Genomic DNA, 15,446 nt, shown 5'->3' on the forward strand with positions numbered 1-15,446 from the left:
CTGGATTTTACGATACAACAATGCTTGTTACAGTCCAACCTGTAATCCCACGTTATATATTCTTTGTTGTGGATATTCACCTATGCTGGATGACATGGCTGATTCCGGATCAATGGCTACCGGCAGTTTGTTGTATACCAGGGCCAGGTTATAACCATTAAAGTAGACACGGATATTCTTCACCATCTTGCGTTTCAGCAGGGATGGAGGAATCGCGTATCCAACTTCAACGTTTTTCCATCTTACATAATCGCCTCTTCTGTACCAGTATGTGGATGACTGAGGGCTACCTTGTCCATCCGCAAGGGCTGGGTAAGTAACATCTGTCGTCCATGGCGTCCATCTGCCAAGGTTGAAAGGAACGGATTGTCTTTCAGGGCGACTATACGCCAATGAACCACGTTGAATGTTGATCACATAATCAAAGGAACCCTGGAATAAAGTACTGAAGTCAAAACCTTTGTAGGAGAAGCCGAAGCTCAGGCCGGAAACGTATCTCGGCTGATTCACGCCCATCGCCAGTTTATCATTATCGTCGATGATACCATCGCCGTTGAGGTCTGCGAATTTCAGCGCACCAGGGAAGAGGTTCTGCATAGGTACGCTGGTAATCAGTTTAGGACTGTTGAATACATCTTCCACATCCTTGAACATACCCACGTATTTGTATCCAAATGCTTGTCCGATGGATTTGCCTGTCTGTGTCATCCATGGATACTTCGCCATGGGTTCATCTCTGTAGAGGATTTTGTTTTTTGCAAAACTGATCTGACCTTTTACGAAGTACTGCACTTTATGAGAACGGTTGTTGTATTCTACTTCCACTTCATAACCTTTGTTGCTCACGCGTCCGAGGTTTAATGGCGGAAGACCTACGCCTACAGGCTGAGGAACGGTACCGCGGGTAGAAAGGATATCATAACGGTAGTTATCGAAGTAGTCGGCTACGATACCGATTTTACCATCAAACATTTTGATGTCCACACCGATGTCGGCTTTGCGTTCTTTTTCCCAGGTCACCTGGTCATTGCCAAGATCGCCTTCCACAGTACCATTGTAACCTACAGGTAATTCGCCGAAGTTGTACCCTTTACCGCCGGCATAAATCTGCTCATACAGGTATTTGTATGCACCGATTTTATCGCTACCTACAAGGCCATAGGAACCGCGGATTTTGAAGGCATCGATGAAGTGGATATTATCTTTGAAGAAGTTTTCTTCACTGATATTCCATCCCAAACCGAGCGCCGGGAAGAGACCATATTTTTTGCTGCTGGCAAAACGATCGGACCCGTTATAACCGGCATTGATATCTACCAGGTATTTCAGTTTGTAGTTATAACCGATACGGCCGGTGATACCGCGGAAGTTTGCAGGGATACCTGCATATACTACGTTGTCGGTACTATTCCATGCGTTGCTGGTATTGGTATTTTGGTTGAACAACAGTAATCCGGAGAAGTTATGTCCACCGAAGCTTCTGCCATAGTTCAGGGAACCTTGCAGATTCAGCTTACGGGCGCTGCCACGATATCCGCCGGAAGAAGAGAGTTTACCCATTCTGTACAGGTTATTCACCACTGGTTTATAGGCTTCCGCTACTGCATCATAGTAGTACATCAGGATTTCGTTATTGGCACGTGTAAGACTGCGGGCGAAGTTATAATCGCTTGCCAGCGATACTAATACGTTTGCAGATAGTCCCGGCGTGATGAAGTCCAGTTTATGGGTAGCAGAGGTCACCACGTTGAAGTTGTTTTCAAAGCTGCGTTGATAACCCGCATACTTGAGGATAGCCACCGGATTCATTTTTGTACCGGTAGACAAAGTTCCGCCCAGTGTACCGTTCTCGTTGTAAATCGGATAGCCGAAAGCGGAGAGTTGTCCGTCCCAGAGATATTGGAATATAGTACCTCCTGCGCCGAAAGCCTTATCATTTGGTTCGTTGGTGGTACCGAATCTACCGGAGAGGTCTACACGAACATGCAGGTCTTTGGTAGGGTCGATGTCGATATTGGAACGGAAGTTATAGCGATTATAGAAGTAGTTGCCGTTATAGCCTTCGTTGGCGCTATAGTTTTTATAAATACCGCCTTGAGTAAGATAACCCAGAGAGATGAAGTATTTGATGAAATCAGAACCACCGCTGATATCGAAGTTGGTTCTGTTCTGCATGCTGTATTTTTTCATCAGTTCGCTCCACCAGTCTACGTTTGGATGCATATACGGATCACTGTTGTCCTTGTAGTAATCCAGGTTGTTACCGGCGAAGAAGGTTGGATATTTCACAGCGGGATCACGCATATTGGTGGTTTCGTATTCCCGGAGCAGGCTCAGGGTAGTGTAACCATCATTCATTTTGGGAGGACGCGTAGGCTTCAGGAAACCAGTTTCATTACGCACGGTCAACTGTGGCTTACCGGATTTACCACGGCGGGTGGTAATCACCATTACGCCATTCGCGCCACGGATACCATATACGGCAGTAGTAGAAGCGTCTTTCAAAATAGAAATACTTTCGATCTCATTCGGGTCCAGCTGACTTACCTGGTCGTAAGAGAATTCGATATCATCCACAATGATCAGCGGGTTGTTGGCAGAGTTGTTATCAGTAGTGTTGTAGGAGCTGATACCACGGATCTGAAAGGCCGCGCCATCTTTACCTGGCTGACCACCGCGTTGTTGTGTAAACAAACCTGGCAAACGACCAGCCAGTGCATTCTGCAAACTGGCGGAAGGGCTCTGACGAATCTGCGCACCGGAGATGGAGCTCACGGCGCCCGTTACCGTAGGCTTTTTAGGCGTACCATAACCAATTACCACAACGTCTTCCATGCCTTTCACATCTGGTTGCAGCACAATTTTACCATTCGCTTGTGCCGCAGGAATTTCACGTTTGAGATATCCTACATAAGAGAAAATGAGAATACCCGCTTTGCCTTTAAGTGTGAGAGAATATCTTCCTTTTTCATCTGTAGCCACACCATTGGTAGGAAAGTCTTTTTCAAAAACAGATACGCCTATTAGTGGCTGCGCTCCTTCTGTAACGGTACCATTAATAGTTGGGCCTGTTGCCGGTTTCTGGGCAATGGCAGGAATAGCCATGTACAGCAGAAAGCAGCAGCAGAGAAGATGATATAATAGTTTTTTCATTGTTAGCCTTGTTTAATGTTACCAGTTAGGATTTTGACGCATGTTAGGATTGGCCACCAATTCCTTGTAAGGAATAGGGAAGAGGAACATGCGGTCGGCAAGGAATTTAGTAGGCGTTACTTCTACCGCTTTATAGGTGAAGGTCGCATCCGGATTTTTGGTGATCTGCATACCATGCAGTGGCGTGTTCAACACTTTATCCGCCATTTTCCATCGACGTATATCCCAGAATCTTTGTTCCTCGAAAGCCATTTCTACACGGCGTTCGTGGCGAATGCGGGCGCGCATCTGGTCTTGTGATAATCCTGTTGGCAGCGTATAGGGATTGAGTTTAGCGCGTTTGCGAATCTGTTCAATGGCGTCGTATACTTCTTTCGTTGGGCCGGTGGCTTCGTTGAGCGCTTCGGCGTAGTTCAGCAGTATTTCTGCATAACGGAAGATCGGGAAGCAGTGATCAGAGCTGGCGTAGCTACTGGTAGTACCGGAAGTGGTAAGGAACTTACGCATATAGTAACCGGTACGGGTTTCGCCGCTGTTGGCCTTGCCGAAGCCGGCCGGGCGGTCTATCCCACCGTCAAACGTTTCTATATTTCTTCCTAACCACGACATGTTATTATGGAAGATGGTGTAGTAAAATCTTGGATCACGATTCGTATAAGGAGCCGTGGCACTGTATCCGGAGCTGGCATCGCTGATCATTTTACCATTCGCCATTTCAAATTCATCTGCCAGTTCCTGTGTAGGATTGGTTCTACCCAGATCACCACGTTTTGAACCTACAGGACCGTTATTCATCTCTACCAGGTAACCCTGTCCGGTCATATATGCCAGGATAGTTTCGCTGTTCTTGCGCTTGAGATACGGATCATCATAAGCGGCAGTGAGTGCATAGTTCTTGGTATCAATGAGGTCTTTGGCGGCTTGAGCGGCTGACTGCCATTTTTCAAGATTATTGTCCGGATTGTTGAGCGTACTCGCAGCATAGAGCAGTACCCTTGATTTCAGGGCCATAGCGGCGCCGCTGGTGAGTCGGCCATAATAAGCGGTAGCATAGCTAACCGGCAAATATTTACGGGCGGTATCAATTTCTGTTACAATGTATTTTACACATTCATCATAACTATTACGGCTATATGATAAATTAGAATTGATATCAAAAACTTTGTCGCCAACAAGAGGAACGCCGCCCCATCTTTTGATTAGTTCAAAGTAAGCGACGGCCCGGAGTAATCGCGCTTCGTTTTTCCATTGATCTTTCAGTCCCGCAGTTTTTAAAGGTACCTGGTCTATTTTGGAAAGGAAAAGATTTACTTTCTGAATAAGGCCATAGTTCTGCTCCCATCTGTTATCGGGCAGATTGAAGGGCGTCCATTGACCATTGGAGAAATATTGTACGGCGTCTGTTCCATTGCTGGGAACAGCATCATCGGTACCGGCATCGAGGATATTATCGCCTATGCGATTGAAGCCGGATGGAAGATCTGCGTAGCTGTTGTAAAGAAATCTTTCTGCGAAAACGCCCAGTGAATCCAGTTTGTCGAAAACCAGGTCCTCATTCACAAATTCCAGCGGCTCCTTTTCGATCACATTTTTCTGGCAGGCTGTAATGCCAATACAGGCCAGCACCGGGAGTAATATGGTATATTTTCTCATTGTTATTAGCGTTTTGTATTACAGTCCAAGTGTGATACCGCCGTTGATAGCGCGTACATTGGCCAATGGATTGTTGATAGATTCCGGATCATACCTGTCAATGTTTTTAATAGTGAACAGGTTATATGCGTTTACAAACAGGCGCAGTTTGGTGATTTTACTGTTGGGCAGCAGCATACTTTTAAAGTCGTATCCCAGCTCCACATTTTTCAGACGTATATAATTACCATTGCGCATCCAGAAGCTGGAAACCTGGCTGTTGTTGATATTGGAGCCCAGTGTCAGGCGTGGGAATTCTGCATCGGTGTGAGTAGGCGTCCAACGATCCATATGCGCTTCCTGTGCGTTGCCGAAGTTGCTGGTATAGAAAGGCATAATGCTGGAAGAGAGCAGAATGTTTCTGTTGGCGGCGCCCTGTATCAGCAATTTGAAATCGAATCCTTTATAGAAGAAACCGCCGCTAATGCCATAGTTGATCAGTGGTTTGGTAGTGCCGATGGGCGCTTTGTCCAGGTCGTTGATCACGCCGTCGCCATTCAGATCCTTGTACTTAATATCTCCGGCAGATGGCGTATAGCCTTGCAGGTTAGCTGTTTTGTTGAAATCGTCTCCTGCCTGATAGAATCCTTCTGCTATCAGTCCGAAAAGCTGACCTACTGGTTGTCCGGTGCGATACAGCCAGGAGTAAGGATAATTTTGATCGCCGGTATGTAGTACTTTGCTGGCAGCTACAGCAATGTTGCCATCCAGGTAGTATTTGAACGCTTGTTTGGTAGCGGGACTGTAATGAACCGTTGCTTCAACACCGGTATAGCGATTGATGCCAATGTTTTCCAGCGGGTAAGTTTGTCCGAAGATACCGGTGTTCTGACCTCTGATTTGCAGGAGGTCGGATAATCTGTTGCGGTAAAAGTCCAGTACGACAGACAGTTGGTCATGTAGCAAGGCGGCTTCCAGGCCTATATCGAATTTTACGCCTTTTTCCCAGGAATAGTTGGGATTGGCTACCTGTGTTCTGAATGCGCCGGGAACACTGCCCGCAGTTTCTCCCACATTGTAACCAGTACCGTCAATGGTGAAGTTGGTTAAGTAAGGATAGTAACCATCCGGATCTCCCCATGCTGTTTGTCCGGCAGAGGCACGCAGTTTCAGGCGATTGAACAATTCGCTGCTGAAGAAATTTTCATTACTGATCACCCAGCCCAGTCCTACAGAAGGGAGGAAGGCGCCGCGTTTGCCGGGTTGATATCTGTTCAGGCTACTGTAAACAAGACCCAGATCGGCGAAATAAGTCTTATTGAAATCGTAGCTGGTAGTAAGGCCGGCGTTGGTGTATACAATATTGAGCTGATTGAAGCTGGCAATGCTGTTATCTTTATTGAAAGTGGCCAGGAGATTAAGGTGGTGGTCATTCCACTGATGGTCGTATCCCGCCATTACATTGACATAGTTCTGCCGGATCTGTTCACTGACAGTGGCATTACCGGTTCCTACAATGCCATCAGATCCGTATTGAATATAACTTCCGGCAGGTGCGCCAGCAGTGGTATCTAAAGCATATACTGCATATGTTTTGGAACGGCCAACGTTTTCATTGTAGTAGTTGTTCATGGACAGTTGTCCTTTCACCCACAATCCTTTAATGAAATCGTCCAGTTTGTAGGTCAATGCCATATCTGCGCTGACACGGCGCTGGGTATTCTGCGTATATCCTGCGCCGATTGCATCTGCAACAGGATTTTTACGATACAGGTTGGTACCGCCCCAGCTTCCGTTTGCATTGGTGACAGGGAATGCAACTGGTGGCGTGTTCAGGATACTCTGAATCGGCTGGAAAGATCCAAGTCCGGGTGCATACGCTGTAGAAATAGAACCAAATACATTCAACGCCAGTTCTATGTCCTTGTTGAATGACACCGAAGCATTGGTACGGATACTATATCGTTTGTAATCGTTGTTGGTATTGTAGCTGTTTTGTGGAGAGGTATTAAAAATACCGCCTTGTGCAAAATGCTCCAGGGAAGCATAATAATGATAGTTGCGTGCAGTACCTGCCAGATCGATATTATAGCGTTGCTGACTGGATGATTTACGCATTACTTCGTTCATCCAGTTAACATCCGGCAGTGCGTATGGATTGTTGGTGTGATTTTTCCATGCGTCCAGCATAGCGGGCGTATAGCGGGGAACGCTGCCCGGGGAAGTATTCAGCTGTGCTTCATTATATAAGGTAGCGTATCCGTAGGCGTTGAGTAATTTATCCCGGTAAAGTGGTTCCAGGGTGCCGTATTGGGCAGAAGCGTTTACCTCAAATGCTTTATGTCCTCTGTCGCGGGTAGTAATGAGTACAACGCCATTGTTGGAGCGCTGGCCAAACATTGCAGTGGCGAGGGCATCTTTCAGGACGGTCACGCTTTCAATGTCTGCGGTGTTAAAACCGGTATAGTTTCTTACTACGCCATCGATGACGATGAGCGGCGTTTTGCCGCGGAGATACAGCAAGGCAGCGTCTGAACCGCCGGTGGCGCTGTTCTGCACCGTGTATAATCCTGCCAGTCTTCCTGTAAGCGCATTGGTGATGTCCGCTGTCAGGGTGCTATTTACATCGCTGGTATATATGGAACTGGTGGCAGCCACCATGTTGCTACGTTTGGAAGTGCGGTTCCAGAGGTAGGTAGTTTGACCAAACCAGGAACTATCTTTTGCCGGCAGTATTTTTTTTATCAGGGAATCCTGCGGTAAGGCCATTGCCGGGGAGCTCATTCCGGCAGTGGTAATAACGGCAAGGCACCAACGAACTATTCGTGGAGACGGTGCGGTATGCCTTTTATAGGAATTTTGCTTCATTTTAATGTGTTTAGGGAACAGGAATGTGGTTTATCGCACCAGTCCGCGAACCAGGCCATTAGGGAACAAGGTGGAATGCACGTCCACATATAATGGGTCGGAACGCAGTGCGCGCAGCGGTTCCCCGGTGATCGTCATGTTCATCTGCACGCCATAATCGGCTGCGCCGGAACAGAGCTTCAGTAAGGTCACTCCGGTAGGCGTATGAATATGGGCTTCCTTCAGTACATCTCCCGCCGGTAGGTTTTTGACATCGATTGCATACCAGGCGATGTTATCATCTGTCATGCGCAGTGAGAATTTTGCGGTGGAGGTGTTATTGGCAGTTGGAACTACCTGACTACCATCCATATTCACATCCAGGGAGAGAATGATTTTCTTATCTAGTTGACCACGTACAATGCCGCCAGGATTAGCCTTGGAAACAATCTGCATATAAGCGGCAGATTTAATCAGACTGTCAGCTATCAATTTAGGCATCGGCATATTGCCGCTCATTTTTTTGCCGTTAAAGTTGCCGGTGAGTGTAAGCAGGGCGGTATTATTATTTTGAACCGGACCACCAATGCGAATGTCTACCCCTTCCGGAGCAATACCGCCAGGAAGTGAGTCGAAATAAATGTCATAATAAAGCTGGTAATCGTCGCGGAGGTACAGGAGGGCATACGCGCTGGCTCCATTACCGGGTGTTGCAGGTACCACATTGGCCCCCTTCATTTGAATATTCCACATCTTCAACACAAACTGATTCGACTCTGGATCTTTTTTACAGCCTACGAGCGCGTAAACTGCAATCATCAGCATGCAGAAAAGGAATACGGGATTCTGACGCATGTTTTTAAGGATTTAAAATAGTAAGGCAATAGCAGGATAAGCAACTATCAGATGTTGATGGTCGCCTAGCAGCTTTTCATTATTCACTTGGAAAATTTTGGTAATATGTCTACATGATTACTGTTGATGGTTGATAAATAAGCCTACGGAAATACAGTTTTAGTTTGCGATTTTTTGGTCTGTTTCTGTTGCGGTAAAAATAGCCTTCTCCCAGGATCTGATACAGGTCATATCTCTCTTTTATACCCGTATTTTGTTTCAAATCTACCCGGTAAATGGTTTCAAACGGGGATGTTATTTGTAAAAATATAATATGTATGGATTTGATTATTTTTCTATTGACTGTCCATTGCGACCATATTCAGATGGGAGCTGATTAAATTCCTTTTTAAACCATTTCCGGAAGTAATCCACATCCGAGAACCCGACCATATAAGCCACTTCATTCACATTATATTGCTGACTAGCCAGTAACCGGGCCGCCTGTTGCAGCCGGATACTCCGGATAAATTCGATGGTGGTCTGATTGGTGAGCGCCTTCAGTTTACGGTATAAGGTAATGCGACTCATATTCACCGCGGCTGCCAGTTCCTCTACGTTTAAACTGGCCTCGGCGATGTTTTCTTCGATATAAGTAATCACCATTTTCAGGAATATATCATCCGGACCCGTCAGCGGAATGCTTTCCGGAGGGAGGGCGGCTACCTGGCTATATCGTTCCCGAAGGAGGCGGCGCGACTCCAATAAGTTCTGTACCCTGGCCGTGAGCAGAGAAATACTGAACGGCTTGGTGATATAGTCGTCTGCCCCGGTTTCATAACCCTCCCGTATAAACGAAACCGTACTCCGAGCAGATAAAAGGATAATAGGTATATGGCTGGTACGATTATCATTCTTCAAAGCATGGCATAGCTCTACTCCGTTCATACCGGGCATCATTACATCGCTGATGATAATGTCAGGGAGACACGAAGTCGCCAGTTCAAGACCCGTCTGCCCATCAGCAGCCAGGTGAAGGTGGTAGTTTTGGTTGAACATCTCCGCCAGGTAATGCAAGACATCTTTATTGTCTTCCACAATCAACATCACCGGCTTTTCCCCCTCTTCCTGTTCCAGTGGCTGCTCGACATCTTCATCTATAGGGGTACTCTCCAAAACGTTGGTAGTACGGGTAGGGGTCATTTCCTCCGGCTTCAGGTGCTGATTGCCGGCAGGAATACGCACACTGAAACAGGTATAACCCCGTGTATCGGCGTTGGCCTGTCTGCTCTGTATCTGGATGGAGCCATGGTGCAAGGTGACCAGGCCACGCACAAATGCCAGTCCAATCCCCGTTCCCCCTGTTTGCAGATTATTGAAATCGTAATGATTGAACTGCCCGAAGATTTTTTCAAAATGACTTTCCGGGATACCAATGCCGTTATCCGTCACCTGCAACAGTAACTGGTTACCTTCATAAGATAAGCTCAGTTGTACTTCTCCGCCCGACTGTGTAAACTTCAATGCATTGGAAAGGAGGTTGAACAGGATTTTCTCGAATTTATCCTTATCAAACCAAATCATCATTATTTCCAGGGAAGAGCAGAGGCGCAGGGAAATATTACGCTTTGTAGCCAGGCTCTCAAATGCGCCGGTTATTTCCTTACAAAATGCAACCATGTCTGCCAGTTCGGCCTGTAAAGGAATGCCGCCTTCCTCCAGCTGACGGAAATCCAGCAGTTGATCCATGAGTCGCATTAAGCGCTCTCCATTTTGCTGAATGAGTAACAATTGCCGGCGTTCATTATTTTCCAATAAGGTGTTCTGGAGTAACTTTTCCACTGGCGCCATGATGAGTGTCAGCGGCGTTTTGATATCATGGGAGATATTCGTGAAGAAGTTCATTTTGTTTTTGGCCAGTTCTCTGTCTTTCTCCCGGTATTCCTGCTGTTTCATGATTTCATGTTTGAGCAGGGTAGTACGCAGGGAATAATAGTAATACCAGATCAGGATACCTACAATCAGCAATACATAAAACAAGTAAGCGTACCAGGTTTTCCAGATGGGTGGTAATACGCGTATATGCAGAGAAGTAGGCTTTTCGCTCCAAACGCCATCGTTGTTGGCGGCTTTCACTTTGAAAATATAGTTCCCGGGGTCCAGGTTAGTGAAAGTGGCCGCTGTCTGATGTCCTACATAATGCCATTTATTATCGCTGTGTAGTCCTTCCATCATATAGGCGAACTGGTTAGAACTGGGGTTGATATAATTTAACGCGGCGAAATGTAGTGTGAAATAGGCCTGATCATGGGTCAAGGTAATTTTATCGGTATAGGTGATAGAGGTGGTCAGCGGCGATTTCTCCTCTGTCACATTCACAGGAATATTCTTGATCAGCATGCCCGTGAGGATGACCTGTGGCCCAGATGTATTATTGAACATTGTTTTGGGGCTGAAACGAACAATCCCATTGATACCGCCAAACATGATATCTCCGTTGGCGGTTTTAACAGCCGGGTTCAGGTACTCCGTGGCGCCGGCCCAGTTGCTGGCGCCATAGTTAGTGACGGTGATTTTCCGCATTCCATCCACCGCCAGCGAATCCTGGATGACCTTCATAATATTATCCTGCCCGCTGATCCAGAGATTACCGTTGTCGTCTTCTACAATACCGCGGATAATAATGTCTGCCAGCCCGGTTTCTATGTCTAGCTGTTTCAGCATGGAGGAAATGCCGTCTACATACATCAAACCGTTATCGTGTGTGCCAATCCAGATTTTTCCATTATGATCTTCGCGGATACAGTGCACATTTTCAGGATGGTTAAAAGTTTGTGTCCAGCGGTTATTCATCTGTATAAAGTGGCGGCTGCCAAAAGGAAGACGGCATAATCCCGTGGTGGTGCCGATCCATAAGTTAGCATGCGTGTCTTCATACAAACAATTAATTTCTCCTGCCATCAAACTATTGGGATTATTGTTATTATGCAGAAATCCCTGACTGCGCAGATTTTTATCGAGGAAGTATAAGCCACTCTCTGTACCAATCCACCAGCCGTTTTGTCCCTTCTCCATGGCAAAGCAGGCGTGATTGCCTTTACCTTCCGGATCGCGTTCACTCCGCAATGGAATTCGTGTAAACGTTGCCGTAGGAATATGAAACAAATACAATCCCTCCAGACTACCTACCAGCAGATGTTCGTCGTCCTTTACCAGTAAGGATTTGATGATTTCTTTATTGGCATTCTCCGTAGGTGCGGGAACGTGATAGTATTTAAAAGTATGTTGCTGACGATCGTAATAGTTAATGCCGGCAGAGGTAGCGATCCACAGATTGTGCAATTTATCTTCCGCAATAGCCATAGCGATACGACTATTCATCCCAATTCCGTCTTTCATCAGCCAGGAAATATAGTTCATATCGCTGCCCGGATGTACCTGACTGATGCCGCCCCAATAGGTGCCTATCCAAACGGTGCCCGCTTTATCCTGGAGTATAGAGCATACAGAATTGTAACTGAGCGAAGAGGGATCGTATTTATCATTTGTGTAATGCGCTACCACTTTGCGATTGCGTAATATATACAAGCCTTTGCGCGTACCCACCCAACACTCGTTCCTGATGAATTTTACCGCTTTCACCATTTCATTGGCCACATTGTTTTCCGGATCGGCGGCATGATAATGAATAGCGGCGCCGGTAGCTGTATCCAACATAAAGAGGCCATGGCCCTGGGTTCCCACCCATACTTCGCTGTTATGGAGGGTAATGCAATGAATGGTAGACTGCATCTGTAAGGCAGGAGGAACAGGTAATGATTTTCCGGTACCGGGCTGATAATGATATAAAGATGCGCCGTATCCTATCCAGAGATTACCATTCTTATCTTCCGCAAAGGCTCTGGGGATAACGCTTCTGTTAAAGGTATCTGAAGGAAGCGGAATATGCACCAGTTGTTCTTTGTCCGATTGATAAGCAAAGCATCGGCGCAATGCGCCCACCCATATACGATTATGACTGTCTTTATAAATAGCGCTGACATCCTGGATATCCGGTTCGCCACTGGCCATACGAAACATTTCCATCCGGGTATCATAGATGTTCAAACCGTTTGCGGTACCAACCAGGATATTTCCTTTATCATCTTCCGCCAATGCATTGACGAAGTTGCTGCTGATACTTCCGGTGTATTTATTATTACGAAAGATTTTTATTTCATCGTCGCTGTATCTGCAAAGGCCATTTTCGGTACCGATCCATATAAAGCCTTTACTATCTTGTAGTATACAGTTGACAGTACTCTGGGGTAAGCCCTGGGCAATACCCAGGCGGGTGAAATGTAAGGGATTTTCCTGCGCATGTATGCTACAACACATTAGCAACAGCAACAGGCAGCAGGCAAGGTATTTTACCGGCAGGGATTTTCCTACACACAACATAGCTCTTCTTAATATTTGGTTGACACTACAGGCAATGCTGAAGTTAAGGTGGTGAAACGAAAATTCTGAAACCAAGATAAGATAGTATGGGGAAAGGTTAAAATATTGCCGAAAATTGACGCCTGGGGCCGGTTTTCACACATAAATGTAAAAAATACACCTTCCGTGAAAATAGTATTATGAATTGACATGTTGTTAATACAGCATTTGATTTTACGATCCCTCTTATGCGCTATCTTTGTGCTCCAATTGTTAGACACCAAAACTATTCTTACATGAAAACGGAAATCAATTACCTGCTTGTTGATACCAATGATGATCGCAGGGTGCAATATTATTATGCACTGGATTTGTTAGGTAACCGTAAGGCTTGCATCTGTATGCCCTCGCTGGATAAGGCTTTGGCGTATTTACAGTCGCATCCCGAATTCCGTCCGGATTATATCTTCGCCAATACTATTAATACTAAATCAGAGAAGACAGCCTTCAATACCCAAGTACAGATTCTGCCAGAAATGTCGGATACAACCGTGGTATTCAGTCACTACGATGAAATATACTTCTCCAACGACGATTATAAAGTAGTTACCCTCATCAATCAACTGAAAGCCAGACTGCAACAGGTGCAGCAAGCCAGTCAGAAAAGAAGACTGCAGCCTGCCACAGATCGTCGTTAGTTATAATTTGATAACATACAGGTAACACAAAAAATATTTCTTTGTGCATTCATTTAACTATCTGAGTGCTGTATGTATCGTTATTGTAAGTGGCTGTGGTTTTGCCTTTTGATTTTTATTTTTCCTGTTGCCTATGGTCAGACAACATCCTTTCCTGCCATAGATCAGGCTTCCAGGCTAGGAAGAGCGTTTCCGGATTCTGCCTTCCAGCTGTTGCGCGTATTGCATGATGCTGCGGCTGCAGCGCATGATGATGTACAAACTGCCGCCTGCCTGCAACAAATGGGAAAGATCTGCACCGATCAAGGCAATTACTCAAAAGCCCTGGAGTATTTCCAACAGGCAGAACAACTGTTACCCGCATCCGCCACTCAGTTACAGGCAGCCAACTACAATGAACTCGGCCAACTGTATTATCACAATATCAATAAAGCGGCCGCCCGGCAAATGCACTTGCGTGCCCTGGAGCTCTACGGCAAAATTGGCGATACTCGCGGAATGGCCGCCACCTACGGGCATATTGGCCATCTCTATGAAAAAGTACAGCAACCCGACAGCGCCTTCTATTTCCAACGCCTCGCCCTCGCCGCTTATGAAAGCGTCCACGATAACGACGGCATAGCAGGGATATACGAAAATCTGGGAAGTATATATGAAGATCAGGAAGCATATGATTCGGCACTGGTCTGTTTTAATAAAGCATTAGCCATATACGAAACCAACCACGATAAAATCGGTAGCATTGAAGTGGTCAATAATATCGGGGATATCTACCGGAAAACAAACCGCTACCAACAAAGCATGGTATATTCCCGCCAAGCCCTGGATATGGCAAAAGCCACCGGCAATAAATACCAGCAAGCCGCCGCCTGCAAGGATATCGCACAAAACTTTCACCTGCTGGGACAACACGACAGCGCCTATCTGTACATGGAACAAAGTCGGAAGTTGTCTCTCTCCATCTACTCTGATCAGAATAACCGGCAAATGAATTTCCTCCGTATTCTCTACGATATCAACCGTAAGAACCAGGAAATTATGAAACTGGAAAACAGCCACCGCCTCAATGTGATTATTTACAGCGCCCTCGCCGCGGTGCTGGTATTACTGGTGGTGGTCGGATTACTGGTCATCTCCCGGCAAAAACTTAAAATAGCCCAGCAAAGAGTAGTCACCGCAAAAAATGAAGAAATCCAACTGACACAAAAAGACCAACTGGAAATCAATAGTAAGAAACTGGCCTCCCATACTTTACAAGTGATCCAGCGTAACCAGTTCATGGATGAACTGAAAGACAGCATCAGCGGCATTGTAAAAGATGAAAAAAGGGATAACAAAAAACAACTGCAGCAATTGGTCCTGCGAATAGAACAAAACCAACACCAGGAAAATCAATGGGAAGAATTCAACGGCATTTTTAACCAGGTACATGAATCCTTCTTCGAAAAACTAAATGGCGTTTGTCCGGATCTGACCCCTAATGATATCAAACTCGTTGCCCTTCATAAGATGAATATCAATTCCCGGGATATGGCTACTATTCTGGGCATCTCACAGGATAGTTTACGCGTGGCAAGATACCGGGTACGTAAAAAATTAAACCTCCCGGAAGGAGATACGCTCATGACATTTGCCCAACATTTGTAGCGCTTAACATTCGCTTAATATTGGCTTAACGTAATGGTAATGGTTATTGGCGTAACGGTTATGTAATTGAAAATCAATTAATTGTGTGCTGTTTGTATACGCTGATAACGCTTTGTTTACGCCTCTGTTAACGGTGATAACGATATGCTTACGGGCATTTCTTGAGAATTGAAGGGTGTGTTTTCACATTTGCATCGGGCATGAAAAAATCGTCGC

The 15,446-nt window shown here is 45.9% G+C and carries 7 protein-coding genes; 2 read left to right on the forward strand and 5 right to left on the reverse strand.

Translation table 11 applies throughout. The features are described 5' to 3' along the window. Positions 1-27: 27 nt before the first annotated feature. The 5 genes from CLV59_RS03665 to CLV59_RS03685 form a co-directional block, all read right to left on the reverse strand. Complete coding sequence (locus CLV59_RS03665) at positions 28-3,153, reverse strand: SusC/RagA family TonB-linked outer membrane protein (RefSeq protein ID WP_111590636.1); 3,126 nt, start codon at positions 3,151-3,153, stop codon at positions 28-30. An 18-nt stretch (positions 3,154-3,171) separates the two neighbouring features. Beyond that, the gene (locus CLV59_RS03670) at positions 3,172-4,806 is read right to left on the reverse strand and encodes a RagB/SusD family nutrient uptake outer membrane protein (protein ID WP_111590637.1); all 1,635 of its coding nucleotides are present in this window, start codon (positions 4,804-4,806) and stop codon (positions 3,172-3,174) included. Positions 4,807-4,824: 18 nt separating this feature from the next. Then, complete coding sequence (locus CLV59_RS03675; RefSeq protein WP_111590638.1) at positions 4,825-7,653, reverse strand: SusC/RagA family TonB-linked outer membrane protein; 2,829 nt, start codon at positions 7,651-7,653, stop codon at positions 4,825-4,827. Between the two features lie 30 nt (positions 7,654-7,683). After that, positions 7,684-8,487: a CHRD domain-containing protein gene (locus tag CLV59_RS03680; RefSeq protein WP_111590639.1), complete on the reverse strand. Its 804-nt coding sequence runs from the start codon at positions 8,485-8,487 to the stop codon at positions 7,684-7,686. A 327-nt stretch (positions 8,488-8,814) separates the two neighbouring features. Beyond that, a complete protein-coding gene (locus tag CLV59_RS03685) occupies positions 8,815-12,906 on the reverse strand; it encodes a hybrid sensor histidine kinase/response regulator transcription factor (protein ID WP_111590640.1) in 4,092 nt (1,363 codons plus the stop codon). Between the two features lie 275 nt (positions 12,907-13,181). Here CLV59_RS03685 and CLV59_RS03690 point away from each other — a divergent pair, with 275 nt between their 5' ends. Then, positions 13,182-13,583, forward strand: a complete 402-nt coding sequence (locus tag CLV59_RS03690; protein ID WP_111590641.1) for a hypothetical protein — start codon at positions 13,182-13,184, stop codon at positions 13,581-13,583. Positions 13,584-13,655: 72 nt separating this feature from the next. Next, positions 13,656-15,230 carry a tetratricopeptide repeat protein gene (locus CLV59_RS03695; RefSeq protein WP_111590642.1) on the forward strand — a complete coding sequence of 525 codons (1,575 nt, stop codon included), beginning with the start codon at positions 13,656-13,658 and terminating at the stop codon, positions 15,228-15,230. Positions 15,231-15,446 lie beyond the last annotated feature (216 nt).

The sequence above is a fragment of the Chitinophaga dinghuensis genome (genome assembly GCF_003259435.1).
Taxonomy (GTDB): domain Bacteria; phylum Bacteroidota; class Bacteroidia; order Chitinophagales; family Chitinophagaceae; genus Chitinophaga; species Chitinophaga dinghuensis.

Coding starts and splice junctions, on each gene's coding strand:
- CLV59_RS03675 (WP_111590638.1), bottom strand. CDS start 7,653: ATGAAGCAAAATTCCTATAAAAGGCATACCGCACCGTCTCCACGAATA.
- CLV59_RS03685 (WP_111590640.1), bottom strand. CDS start 12,906: ATGTTGTGTGTAGGAAAATCCCTGCCGGTAAAATACCTTGCCTGCTGC.
- CLV59_RS03665 (WP_111590636.1), bottom strand. CDS start 3,153: ATGAAAAAACTATTATATCATCTTCTCTGCTGCTGCTTTCTGCTGTAC.
- CLV59_RS03680 (WP_111590639.1), bottom strand. CDS start 8,487: ATGCGTCAGAATCCCGTATTCCTTTTCTGCATGCTGATGATTGCAGTT.
- CLV59_RS03670 (WP_111590637.1), bottom strand. CDS start 4,806: ATGAGAAAATATACCATATTACTCCCGGTGCTGGCCTGTATTGGCATT.
- CLV59_RS03695 (WP_111590642.1), top strand. CDS start 13,656: ATGTATCGTTATTGTAAGTGGCTGTGGTTTTGCCTTTTGATTTTTATT.
- CLV59_RS03690 (WP_111590641.1), top strand. CDS start 13,182: ATGAAAACGGAAATCAATTACCTGCTTGTTGATACCAATGATGATCGC.